Source organism: Isoptericola croceus, assembly GCF_029382255.1.
Classification (GTDB): Bacteria; Actinomycetota; Actinomycetes; order Actinomycetales; family Cellulomonadaceae; genus Isoptericola; species Isoptericola croceus.
Genome location: NZ_JARLLG010000008.1, coordinates 31048 through 42676, shown reverse-complemented (window position 1 = coordinate 42676; position 11629 = coordinate 31048). Strand labels below are relative to the sequence as shown.

Here is an 11629-nt window from a genome sequence, read left to right as displayed (position 1 = left end):
ACGTATCACTGATACGTATCACCCGACGAAGGTCCGACCTCAATGAGGAGGCGTACATGTCCGTCGCCGAGCGAGAGCGGCAGAGCAGGAGCTCACCACCACGCCGCACCCGGCAACGAGCCCCCGACAACAAGGCCGCGCTCGCGTTCCTCGGCCCCTGGCTGGCCGGAGCCGTCGTGCTCACGCTCGGCCCGATCCTGGCCTCGCTGTACCTGGCGTTCACCGACTACAACCTGCTGCAGGACGCGAGCTGGGTCGGCGCCGAGAACTTCGAGCGCATGCTGACCGACGGGCGCCTGCACCAGTCGCTGTTCGTCACGTTCGCCTACGTGGCGATCTCCGTGCCCGGCCAGCTCCTGGTGGCCCTCGGTCTCGCGCTGGTGCTGGACCGCGGGCTGCGCGGCCGTGCGATCTACCGCTCGGCCTTCTACCTGCCCAGCCTGCTCGGCGCCTCCGTGGCGATCGCCGTCCTCTGGCGGCTCGTCTTCGGCGGCTCGGGACTGTTCAACGGTCTGCTCGGCCTCGTGGGCATCCAGTCCACCACGAGCTGGATCGGCGACCCCGACACCGCACTGGGGACCATCATCCTGCTGCACGTCTGGACGTTCGGCTCACCCATGGTGATCTTCCTGGCCGGACTACGGCAGATCCCGGGAGAGCTCTACGAGGCCGCCGCCTCCGACGGCGCGGGACCCTGGCGCCGGTTCCTCGCCATCACGCTGCCCCTGCTGACCCCGATCATCTTCTTCAACCTCGTCCTGGCGGTCATCAACTCGTTCCAGTCCTTCACCCAGGCCTTCATCGTCTCGGGGGGATCGGGAGGGCCGTCCGACTCGCTGCTCTTCTACACGCTCTACCTCTACCAGGAGGGCTTCTCGTCGTTCCGCATGGGGTACGCGTCGGCGCTCGCCTGGCTGCTCGTCCTGATCATCGGCGCCTTCACCGCGATCAACTTCTGGCTCTCGAAGCACTGGGTGCACTATGACAACTGAGTCCACCGCCCGCCCTGCCGCCCTCACCAGCCGCCGACCGGGCCCGGACCTCGGCGACAGGCCGCCGGGAACCGTCCGACGGCGTACGGACGGCCGCGGGTCCAGACGCACGCTCGGCAGGGTCGCCAAGCACACCGTGCTGATCCTGGGGGTCGTCACCACCCTGTACCCGGTGCTGTGGATGATCGTCAGCTCGCTGCGCCCGGACGGCCAGATCTTCGGCAACCCGTCGTTGCTGCTGACCACGTTCCACGTGGAGAACTACACCTACGGCTGGACGGCTCTCGGCAGGCCCTTCAGCGTGTACCTGCTCAACTCCGCGCTCGTCGTGCTCGGCTCGATCATCGGCAACCTCGTGAGCTGCTCCATGGCGGCGTACGCGTTCGCCCGGCTGCGCTTCAGGTACCAGCGACCGGCGTTCGTCTACATGCTCATCACGATCATGCTGCCCGTGCACGTCGTGATCGTGCCGCAGTACATCCTGTGGGCGCAGGCGGGCCTCGTGAACTCGTTCCTGCCGCTCATCGTGCCGAAGCTCCTCGCCACCGACGCGTTCTTCATCTTCCTCATGGTCCAGTTCATCCGCGGGCTTCCCCGTGAGCTGGACGACGCCGCCCGCATCGACGGTGCCGGGCACGGCCGGATCTTCTTCCAGATCATCCTGCCGCTGATGAAGCCCGCCCTGGCCACCACGGCGATCTTCACGTTCATCTGGACGTGGAACGACTTCTTCTCCCAGCTCATCTACCTGACCGACCCGAACCTCTACACCGTCCCGATCGCGCTGCGCTCCTTCATCGACGCGCAGTCGACCTCGTCGTTCGGCGCGATGTTCGCGATGAGCGTCGTCGCCATCGTGCCCCTCGTCCTCGCCTTCGCCTTCGGCCAGAAGTACCTGGTCCAGGGCATCGCCACCACCGGGCTCAAGTGAGCCTCCGTACACGAAGGACCAACCCATGACGAACCGCATCCGCCGTACCGCCGCCGGCACCGCCGCCGCGGCCGTGACGCTGTCGCTCGCCGCGTGCGGCGTGGCGCAGACCCAGGGGTCGACCGAGCTCACCGACGAGCCCGTGACCCTCCGCGTGACGTGGTGGGGCGGTGACACCCGCCACGCCCGCACTCAGGAGGTCTTCGACCTGTTCGAGGAGGCGTACCCCAACATCACGATCGAGCCGGAGTTCTCCGACTGGAGCGGCTACTGGGAGAAGCTCGCCACCGCCACCGCGGGCGGCAACTCGCCCGACGTCATCCAGATGGACCAGCTCTACCTCGCCTCCTACGCCTCGCGGGGCAGCCTCGTCGACCTCGGGTCCCAGCCCCAGCTCGACACCTCGGGCCTCGAGCCGGCCGTGCTGCAGATGGGCACGTGGGACGACACCCTCTACGCGATGCCGATCTCGACCACGTCGACCGGCCTGCTGGTGAACACGGACCTGGTCGAGGAGGTGGGCGTGCCGCTGCCCGACACCTCGACCTGGAGCTGGGACGAGTTCGAGTCCTGGGCCGAGGAGGTCACCGACGAGTCGCCGGGCGACACGTACGGCACGAACGTCATCTACAACGAGTTCACGCTGCAGCTCTTCGCCCGCCAGCACGGCGACCAGCTCTTCTCCGAGGAAGACATCGTGATCCGGCCCGAGACGCTGGCCGACTACTTCCAGCTCGCGCTCGACTGGACCACCCACGGCGCCGCGCCGTCGGCGTCGACCACCGCGGAGACCCTCACCCTGCCGCTCGACCAGACCCTGTTCGCGACCGGCAAGACAGCGGCGATCTTCACACCGTCGACCATGATCACGGCCTACGCGGCGGCCATCGATGCCGAGCTCGAGCTCGTGCCGCTGCCGACCCCTGACGAGGACACCACGAGCTACGACTACTTCAAGCCGGGGATGTACTGGTCGGTGGCGTCCAAGTCGGAGCACCCCGCCGAGGCGGCCCTGCTCGTGGACTTCCTGGTCAACGACCCCGAGGCGGCCAGGATCATCGGCACCGAGCGGGGGATCCCGGCGAACGCCCAGTCCCTCGACGCGCTCGGCGAGGACCTCACGGTCGAGGAGCGCAAGGCCGCCGACTTCGCCGAGCAGCGCACGCCGCACCTGGGTGAGGCGCCGGCGATCGTCCCGAACGGCGCCTCGGACATCGAGACGATCCTGTCGCGCTACCTGCAGGACGTCATGTTCGAGGTGCGGACGCCGCAGGAGGCGGCGGACGCGCTGATCGCGGAGGTCCAGAGCTCGACCGAGGCCGCCCAGTGACCGGAGGAACCATGCTCACGATCGGGATCATCGGGACCGGTGGCATCGCCGGCGCCCACGTCGACGGCTACCTGCGCTTTCCGAAGGAGTGCGAGATCGTCGCCCTGTGCGACGTCGCACCGGGCAAGGCCGCCGCACTGCGTGCCGAGCTCGACCTCACCTCGGCGCGCGTCTACGAACGGGTCGAGGACATGCTCGCCGCCGAGGACCTGGACCTCGTCAGCATCACGACGCCGCCCTCCACGCACGCCGAGCTGACCGTCACCGCGCTGCGGGCCGGCGTCGACGTCCTCGTGGAGAAGCCCATGGCGCCGTCGATCGAGGAGTGCGACGCGATGATCGCGGCCGCCACCGAGAACGGCCGGATCCTGTCCGTCGTCGCGCAGAACCGCTTCCGGGACGACATGGCCACCCTCAAGGAGGTGCTGGACTCCGGGCTCATCGGGCCGGTCTCCCACGCCCAGGTCAGCTCGGCCTGGTGGCGCGGCACCGCCTACTACGACCTGTGGTGGCGGGGCACGTGGGAGTCCGAGGGCGGCGGGTGCACCCTCAACCACGCGATCCACCACCTGGACCTCACCCTGTGGATGCTCGGTGCGCCCCGTGCCGTCACGGCGGTGCTGACCAACGCCGCCCACGAGAACTCGGAGGTCGAGGACCTGTCGGTGGCGGTCCTGCAGTACGACCGGGCCCTCGCCGAGGTGACCAGCTCCGTGGTCCACCACGGTGAGGAACAGGCGATCGTCGTGCAGGGACGCCACGCCCGGGTGTCCCAGCCGTGGAAGGTCGTCGCCGACGCCGCCGAGCCGAACGGCTTCCGTGCTCCCGGCGGTGACCCCGCGCGCGTCGCCGAGATCGAGGAGATCGCGGCGTCGCACCGCCGGTTGGAGCACGTGGGCCACGCCGGGCAGATCGGCGACATGCTGGACGCGGTGCGTGACCGCCGTCGTCCCGCCGTCGACGGCACCGACGGACGCCGTGCCATCGAGCTCGTGACGGCGATCTACGCCGCCGGCATCGAACGGCGCACGGTCGACCTGCCGCTCAGCCCTGACGACCCGTACTACCGCGCGGGCACGCTCGTCGAACGGGCCCCGCACTTCTTCGACAAGACGGCGGCGGTGGCCGACCTGCCCGGTGCGATCACCGTCGGCAGCAGTGCCACCGACGGGGCCGGTGACCGGTGACCACGGACGAGAGGATCGGATGACGATGACCAGCGGAGCGGCCTACGCGCCGGACCCGATACCCGCACCCGTCGTCGGGCCCGGAGACTTCGTCTTCGGCGCGGCGCGCCTCGACCACGGCCACATCTACGGGATGTGCGAGGGGCTGGTCGCCGCCGGCGGGACGCTCAGGTGGGTCTTCGACCCGGACCCGGAGAAGGTCGAGGCCTTCCGTGCGCGGTTCCCCGGCGTGCGTGTCGCCCGCAGCGAGGAGGAGGTGCTCGACGACGCGGACGTGCGTCTGGTCGCCGGTGCGGCGGTCACGTCGGAGCGCTGCGCCCTGGGACTGCGCGTCATCGAGGCGGGCAAGGACTACTTCACCGACAAGGCGCCGCTGACCACCCTCGAGCAGCTCGAGGCGGCCCGGGTGGCGACCGCGAGGACGGGGCTCAAGTACGCCGTGTACTACTCCGAGCGGATCCACGTCGAGGCCGCCGTCCTGGCCGGGCAGCTCATCGAGCAGGGGGCGATCGGTCGCGTCCTGCAGGTCATGGGCATCGGTCCGCACCGCCTCGGCACCGGGCGCCCGGACTGGTTCTTCGAGAAGGACAGGTACGGCGGCATCCTGTGCGACATCGGCAGCCACAACTTCGAGCAGATGCTCCACTACGCCGGTGCCAAGGACGCCGAGGTCACGCACGCCGCGATCGCGAACTACGCCCACCCCGAGCACCCGGGCCTGGACGACTTCGGCGAGGCCGGCATCGTCATGGACAACGGGGCCACGGGCTACTGCCGGGTCGACTGGTTCACGCCGGACGGCCTGAGCACGTGGGGTGACGGGCGCACGTTCGTCCTGGGCACCGAGGGCTACGTGGAGCTGCGCAAGTACGTCAACGTCGGCACCGACGACGGCCCCGGTCACGTGCTGCTCGTCGACGGCCAGGGTGAGCACCACCTCGTCGCGGACGGGAACGTGGGCTACCCCTTCTTCGGCCAGCTGATCCTCGACTGCCTCGAGCGGACCGAGACGGCGATGACCCAGGAGCACGCCTTCAAGGCCGCCGAGCTGAGCGTGCGGGCCCAGCAGGCGGCGAGGGTGCTCACGCCGTAGCGCGCCACGGCCCTCGCCGACCTGGTGCAGGAGGGGGGTCAGGCCCGTGGTGGTCCGGTGCTCGAGCGGATGACGAGCTCCACGGGCACGAGTGAAGGAGAGGTGCGTTCGCCACGCTCGATCTCGGCGACGAGCGCTGACACGCAGGCTGCGCCGATCCGGTCGAACGACTGGTGGACGGTCGTGAGGGGAGGCTGGTAGTTCGCGGACTCCGGTACGTCGTCGAACCCCATCACGCTGATGTCGCCGGGCACGTCGCGGCCGGCCTCGCGCATCGCGCGGAGGATGCCCAGGGCCATCTGGTCGTTGGCAGCCAAGACCGCCGTGACGTCCGGGTCGGCCGCCAGCCTCAGGCCGGCGGAGTAGCCCGACTCGGGGCTCCAGTCCCCCCGGTCCGTCGGGGGGACCGGGGCGCCGGCCGCCTCGAGGGTCTCGCGCCAGGCGGTCTCGCGAATCTCCGCGGCGCGAGAGTCCTCGGGGCCGGCGAGGTGCCGGACGGTGCGGTGGCCCAGGTCGAGCAGGTGTTGTGTGGCGAGCCGTGCGCCCATCGCCTGGTCGTTGTCGATGACCGGGTACGGGGAGGCGACCCCGGAGTCCAGCACGACGGCGGGCAGGCCGGGGGGCAGGCTGACCCCGGCTTCCTCCAGCATGTGGTGCTCCAGGAGCAGCGCGACGCCGTCGACGGCGTGCTCGGCGAGAGCGTCGAAGGAGCGGGCCACGGCCTGCGGTTCGGTCGACTCCAGCGCGACGAGCGTCACCGAGTAGCCAGCACGCGCCGCCTCGAGCGCGATGGCGCTGACCCACTGGATGCTGCCGTAGGACGACATGACGGAGGCGATGACGGCAATGTTGCGAAACCGCCCCGACTTCAGCGCACGGGCAGCACGGTTGGGCCGGTAGCCGATCTCTCGCATCGCAGCGAGCACGCGGTCCCGCGTGGAGGCCTCCACGTTGGTGCGTCCTCTGGAGACGCGGGAGACGGTCTGCAACGAGACGTCGGCAAGGCGCGCGACGTCGAGCATGGAAGGTCCGCGGCCTGCGGAGGGAGCAGGCGGGGCGAGCTCCGCACCTCGATCGGTCATGAGAGCAATCTACATGTTTACGTTGACATCCGGGATCGGGGTGTGCCATGTTTGCGCTAACACACACGTTCCACCGAGCAGAGGTCTGGGCCGATGACGACCAGTACCGCCCCCCTGGCGGGCGCGAGACAAGGCCGCGGAATCGCGGCGAGCACGGTGCAGGAGCGCCGACGCAGCCCGCGCGACTGGCGCGGTTGGATCTTCGTCGGCCCGTTCATGGCGGTGTTCGCGCTGACGTTCCTGGCGCCGGTTCTCTACTCCCTCTTTCTGAGCGTCTTCCAGACGAAGCTCATCGGTGGCACGCAGTTCGTCGGCCTCGACAACTACGTGCAGGCGTTCACGGACCCGAAGTTCCTGGAGGGAGCGGGGCGCGTCACGCTGTTCCTCGCGGTGCAGGTCCCCGTCATGCTCACCCTCGCCCTCGCCGCCGCCCTCGCGATCGACTCACGGCGACTCGCCGGCGCGTCCTTCTTCCGTATCGGGCTGTTCCTGCCGTACGCCGTCCCCGGCGTCGTCGCCGTCCTCATGTGGGGCTTCATCTACTCGCCGCGGATGGGGCTGACCGGGAACATCAACGACCTGCTGGGTGCCGACGTCCTGGCGCCGTTCTCCCCGCCCTGGATCCTCGTCGCGATCGGCAACATCGTGACGTGGGAGTTCGTCGGGTACAACATGTTGATCTTCTACGCCGCGCTCCGGACCATCCCGGAGGAGCTCTACGAGGCGGCCGCACTCGACGGTGCGGGACAGTTCCGCACCGTCCGGAGCATCAAGCTCCCGGCCCTGCGCGGTGCCATCACGATCGCCACGATCTTCTCGATCATCGGCAGCTTCCAGCTCTTCAACGAACCGAACATCCTGCGTTCGTTGGCACCGAGCCTGATCTCCACCTACTACACGCCGAACATGTACGCATACAACCTCAGCTTCCTGGGGCAGCAGGTGAACTATGCGGCGACGATCGCCATCGTCATGGGCGTCGCGACCGCAGTCATCGCCTACGTCGTACAGCTGCGCGGCATGCGACGGGAGCAGCGATGACCACCCCCACTCTCGACCGCCTGTCCGAGCGTTCCAGCAGCTGGCTCGCCCCACGCAGCTCGAAGCTCCTCACAGCGGCCATGTCCCTGTTCGTGATCTACTCGCTGCTCCCGCTGGCCTGGCTCACGATCAGCTCGACGAAGACGATGGACTCGTTGTTCGGTTCGTTCGGGCTGTGGTTCGACGGCCCGTTCGCCCTCTTCCAGAACATCCACGACACGTTCGTCTACCAGGACGGCATCTTCCTGCGCTGGTTCGGCAACACGTTGCTGTACGTCGTCCTCGGCGCCGGCGGAGCAACTGCCCTCGCCACCCTGGCGGGATACGGCCTGGCGAAGTTCGTCTTCCCCGGGAAGCGTGGCGTCTTCGCGGTGGTCCTCGGGGCGATCGCGGTCCCGGGCACCGCTCTGGCGGTACCGACGTTCCTGATGTTCAGCCAGATGGGACTGACCAACACCATCTGGTCGATCGTGATCCCCTCGCTGATCTCCCCGTTCGGGCTGTATCTCATCTGGGTCTATGCCGTCGACTCCGTGCCCACGGAGCTGCTCGAGGCCGCACGCGTCGACGGTGCCGGCGAGCTGCGGACGTTCTTCACGATCTCGCTGAGACTGCTCGTGCCCGGTGTCGTCACGGTTGCCCTGTTCTCCATCGTCGCGACGTGGAACAACTACTTCCTGCCGCTGATCATGCTCAGCGACCCGAACCTGTTCCCGCTGACCATCGGCCTGAACCAGTGGAACCAGCAGGCGTCAGGGATCGGTTCGGAGCCTGTGTTCAACCTGGTGATCACGGGTTCGCTGCTGACGATCGTGCCGATCATCATCGTCTTCCTCTACCTCCAGCGCTACTGGCAGTCCGGCCTGAGTGCCGGGAGCGTCAAGCAGTAGCCCTCGGGCAGTACCACCCCACCGTGCTCTATCCATCTCTGATCAATCCGTCTCCGACGACGTGGAAGGACCAACGACCATGACAGCACGCACCCTCACCCGGGTGGCCGCCGCGACGGCCGCCGCAACTCTCCTCGGCGCAGGCCTCGTGGCCTGCTCCGACGGCGGCAGCCCAGGCGGCAGTCCTGACGGTTCGGGCCCCGGCGGTGGCGCCGACGCCATCGAGGCGGCGCTCGAGGCGGGTGGCTCGATCACCTACTGGACGTGGACGCCCTCGGCCGAGGCCCAGGTCGCCGCGTTCGAGGAGGCCTACCCGAACGTCGACGTCACGCTCGTCGACACCGGCGGCGCGAACGACAACAACATCAAGCTCCAGAACGCGATCTCGGCCGGCTCCGGGGCCCCCGACGTGGTCCAGCTCGAGTACCAGGCGCTGCCGCAGTTCATGATCGCCGACAGCCTCGTCGACCTCACGGACTACGGCTTCGGCGACCTCGAGCCGCTGTACACACCGTCGACGTGGGCGTCGGTCTCGCAGGACGGGATCTGGGGCCTGCCGCAGGACTCGGGCCCGATGGCGCTCTTCTACAACAAGCGGGTGTTCGACGAGTTCGGCCTCGAGGTGCCCACCACCTGGGACGAGTACATCGACGCGGGTCGTGCGCTGCAGGCCGCCGACCCTGAGTACTACATCACCAACGATTCCGGGACCGACGCCGGGTTCGGGACGGCGATGATCTGGCAGGCCGGCGGACGTCCGTTCGCGGTGGACGGTGAGAACGTCACCATCGACCTCGAGGACGAGGGCGCCCAGCGATGGGCCGACTCGTGGTCCACCCTGGTGCAGGAGGACCTGGTCAGCCAGATCGCCGGGTGGAGCGACGAGTGGTTCGCCGGCCTCGCCAGCGGCAAGATCGCGACGCTTCCGATCGGGGCCTGGATGCCCGGCGTCTTCGAGTCCGGCACCCAGGCGGGCGCTGGCGACTGGCGGGTCGCGCCGATGCCGACCTACGACGGCGGCGAGCCCGTGACCGCGGAGAACGGCGGTTCCGCCCAGGTCGTCACGCAGCAGTCGGACAACCCGGCTCTCGCCGCGGGCTTCCTCCAGTGGCTGAACTCGTCCGACGAGTCGATCCAGGTCTTCCTCGACAAGGGCGGCTTCCCCGCCACGGTGAAGGAGCTGAACTCCGAGGAGTTCCTCAGCCATCAGTCCGACTTCTTCGGCGGCCAGGAGATCAACCGGGTGCTCGTCGACGCGGCGAACTCGGTGGGCACCGGCTGGCAGTACCTCCCGTGGCAGGCCTACGCCAACAGCGTCTACGCCGATGCCGTCGGGCCGGTGTACCTGGACCAGGGCGACATCAACGACGGCCTGGTGGCGTGGCAGGAGCAGAACGTCACCTACGGCACGCAGCAGGGCTTCACGGTCGGCGAATGACGGCCTGCAGGGGCGGGCCGGCCAGGCCGGCCCGCCCCTGCGGCACGATCCGAAAGAGGAACAGAATGAGCAGCGGACGCATCGAGGTCGACCCTCGCGAGGCCGGGGCGCCCATCTCTCGGCGACTGTTCGGCACCTTCGTCGAGCACATGGGGCGAAGCGTGTACGACGGGATCTACGAGCCAGGACACCCGACCGCCGGCCCTGACGGCTTCCGCGAGGACGTGCTCGAGCTCGTCCGTGAGCTGGGGGGGACCCTGTGCCGGTACCCCGGCGGCAACTTCGTCTCGGGCTACCGCTGGGAAGACGGCGTCGGCCCCGTCGACGAGCGGCCTGTGCGGCGCGATCCCGCGTGGCACAGCATCGAGACGAACCGCGTCGGCCTGCATGAGTTCGCCGACTGGGCGGAGCGTGCCGGTCTGGAGATCGTCGAGGCCGTCAACCTCGGGACCCGCGGCATCGAGGAGGCCGGCGACCTGCTCGAGTACGCCAACCACCCCGGCGGGACCGAGCTGTCCGAGCGTCGCCGTCGCAACGGCCGCGACGAGCCGTTCGGGATCCGGGTGTGGTGTCTCGGCAACGAGATGGACGGGCCGTGGCAGATCGGGCACAAGACCGCTGAGGAGTACGGCCGTCTCGCCGCCGAGACCGGACGGCTCATGAAGCTCTGCGACCCCCGGCTCGAGCTTGTCGTCGCCGGGAGCTCCAACCGTGCGATGCCGACGTACGGCGAGTGGGAGCGCACGGTCCTGCGGCACACGGCTGGGATCGCCGACCACCTCTCCCTGCACCTGTACGTCGAGGAGATCGACGGCGATGCGACCGGGTTCCTCGCCTCCGGCATCGAGCTGGACGCGTTCGTCGACGACATCGGGTCGATCGTCGACGAGGTCGCGGACGAGACCGGTACCACGCCGCTCGGACTGAGCATCGACGAGTGGAACGTCTGGTACAACAGCAGGTGGAACGCCCAGAGCGACGCCGTCGCCGCCGGTGAGTGGTTGCACGCGCCGCGGCTCATCGAGGACGAGTACTCGGTCACTGACGCCATCGTCCTCGGAGCGCTGCTCGTCGCCATGGTCCGCAACGCCGACCGCATCTCGATGGCGAACCTCGCCCAGCTCGTCAACGTCATCGCACCGATCCGCACCGAACCCGGCGGACCGGCGTGGCGTCAGACGACCTACTTCCCGTTCCAGCTCACCTCCCGGTTCGCCCGGGGGCGTGTCGTACCGCCCCAGGTCACCGCTCCCAGCGTCGTGACGGCCAAGTACGGCGACGTGGCGGCCCTGGACTGCGTCGCCTCGGTCGACGACGACGGCGCGGTGTCGGTGTTCGTCGTCCATCGGGGCATCGAGGAAGCCCTGCCGGTCGAGCTGACCGTTGCCGGAGACCTGGACGTCGAGACCGCTCTCGTCCTGGCCGCCCCGGACGGGGGTGACCGGCACACGACGAACACCGTCGACGCGCAGACCGTCGAGCCTGTGGAGCTGGTGACGGCCAGGGCGGCGGAGGACGGGTCGACGACCGTGAGGTTCTCCCTGCCGGCGCCGTCCTGGGCGGTGCTGACCCTGCGTCCGCGGAGCTGATCGGCCGCGCGACTGCACGACACATCTGGCGTGGACTCCGCCCTCCGGGTGGGCGC

General features: G+C 69.0%; 10 protein-coding genes. 9 read left to right on the top strand and 1 reads right to left on the bottom strand.

Features of this window, described 5'->3' with window-relative positions; genetic code table 11:
* Positions 1-56 precede the first annotated feature (56 nt).
* From PZC42_RS15995 to PZC42_RS15975, 5 genes are read left to right on the top strand one after another with little or no spacing between them, the layout of a single operon-like run.
* Complete coding sequence (locus PZC42_RS15995; RefSeq protein WP_277212598.1) at positions 57-992, top strand: carbohydrate ABC transporter permease; 936 nt, start codon at positions 57-59, stop codon at positions 990-992.
* Positions 982-1923: a carbohydrate ABC transporter permease gene (locus PZC42_RS15990; RefSeq protein ID WP_277212597.1), complete on the top strand. Its 942-nt coding sequence runs from the start codon at positions 982-984 to the stop codon at positions 1921-1923. Before PZC42_RS15995 ends, PZC42_RS15990 begins: the two co-directional genes overlap by 11 nt.
* A gap of 25 nt (positions 1924-1948) precedes the next feature.
* On the top strand, positions 1949-3253 hold the full coding sequence (locus tag PZC42_RS15985; RefSeq protein WP_277212596.1) for an ABC transporter substrate-binding protein: 1305 nt from the start codon (positions 1949-1951) through the stop codon (positions 3251-3253).
* A gap of 11 nt (positions 3254-3264) precedes the next feature.
* On the top strand, positions 3265-4440 hold the full coding sequence (locus tag PZC42_RS15980) for a Gfo/Idh/MocA family protein (RefSeq protein WP_277212595.1): 1176 nt from the start codon (positions 3265-3267) through the stop codon (positions 4438-4440).
* A gap of 19 nt (positions 4441-4459) precedes the next feature.
* Positions 4460-5533, top strand: coding sequence for a Gfo/Idh/MocA family protein (locus tag PZC42_RS15975; RefSeq protein WP_277212594.1), 1074 nt, complete (start codon positions 4460-4462; stop codon positions 5531-5533).
* Between the two features lie 38 nt (positions 5534-5571).
* Here PZC42_RS15975 and PZC42_RS15970 read toward each other — a convergent pair whose 3' ends face one another.
* Positions 5572-6615, bottom strand: a complete 1044-nt coding sequence (locus PZC42_RS15970; protein ID WP_277212593.1) for a LacI family DNA-binding transcriptional regulator — start codon at positions 6613-6615, stop codon at positions 5572-5574.
* 93 nt (positions 6616-6708) lie between these two features.
* On the opposite strand from PZC42_RS15970, the gene PZC42_RS15965 reads away from it, so the two are divergent.
* The 4 genes from PZC42_RS15965 (at position 6709) to PZC42_RS15950 (ending at position 11573) form a co-directional block, all read left to right on the top strand.
* Positions 6709-7656 (top strand): carbohydrate ABC transporter permease, encoded by a 948-nt coding sequence (locus PZC42_RS15965; RefSeq protein ID WP_277212592.1) that lies wholly within the window; start codon positions 6709-6711, stop codon positions 7654-7656.
* Entirely contained in the window at positions 7653-8546 is an 894-nt protein-coding gene (locus tag PZC42_RS15960) for a carbohydrate ABC transporter permease (protein WP_277212591.1), read from the top strand. The genes PZC42_RS15965 and PZC42_RS15960 overlap by 4 nt, the downstream gene beginning before the upstream one ends.
* 79 nt (positions 8547-8625) lie before the next feature.
* Complete coding sequence (locus PZC42_RS15955) at positions 8626-9984, top strand: ABC transporter substrate-binding protein (protein WP_277212590.1); 1359 nt, start codon at positions 8626-8628, stop codon at positions 9982-9984.
* 65 nt (positions 9985-10049) lie between these two features.
* Positions 10050-11573 (top strand): alpha-N-arabinofuranosidase, encoded by a 1524-nt coding sequence (locus PZC42_RS15950; protein ID WP_277212589.1) that lies wholly within the window; start codon positions 10050-10052, stop codon positions 11571-11573.
* Positions 11574-11629: the final 56 nt, after the last annotated feature.

What these genes read in the sequence shown, in the direction of transcription:
- PZC42_RS15995 (WP_277212598.1), top strand. Translation starts at nt 57, where the DNA reads ATGTCCGTCGCCGAGCGAGAGCGGCAGAGCAGGAGCTCACCACCACGC.
- PZC42_RS15990 (WP_277212597.1), top strand. Translation starts at nt 982, where the DNA reads ATGACAACTGAGTCCACCGCCCGCCCTGCCGCCCTCACCAGCCGCCGA.
- PZC42_RS15985 (WP_277212596.1), top strand. Translation starts at nt 1,949, where the DNA reads ATGACGAACCGCATCCGCCGTACCGCCGCCGGCACCGCCGCCGCGGCC.
- PZC42_RS15980 (WP_277212595.1), top strand. Translation starts at nt 3,265, where the DNA reads ATGCTCACGATCGGGATCATCGGGACCGGTGGCATCGCCGGCGCCCAC.
- PZC42_RS15975 (WP_277212594.1), top strand. Translation starts at nt 4,460, where the DNA reads ATGACGATGACCAGCGGAGCGGCCTACGCGCCGGACCCGATACCCGCA.
- PZC42_RS15970 (WP_277212593.1), bottom strand. Translation starts at nt 6,615, where the DNA reads ATGACCGATCGAGGTGCGGAGCTCGCCCCGCCTGCTCCCTCCGCAGGC.
- PZC42_RS15965 (WP_277212592.1), top strand. Translation starts at nt 6,709, where the DNA reads ATGACGACCAGTACCGCCCCCCTGGCGGGCGCGAGACAAGGCCGCGGA.
- PZC42_RS15960 (WP_277212591.1), top strand. Translation starts at nt 7,653, where the DNA reads ATGACCACCCCCACTCTCGACCGCCTGTCCGAGCGTTCCAGCAGCTGG.
- PZC42_RS15955 (WP_277212590.1), top strand. Translation starts at nt 8,626, where the DNA reads ATGACAGCACGCACCCTCACCCGGGTGGCCGCCGCGACGGCCGCCGCA.
- PZC42_RS15950 (WP_277212589.1), top strand. Translation starts at nt 10,050, where the DNA reads ATGAGCAGCGGACGCATCGAGGTCGACCCTCGCGAGGCCGGGGCGCCC.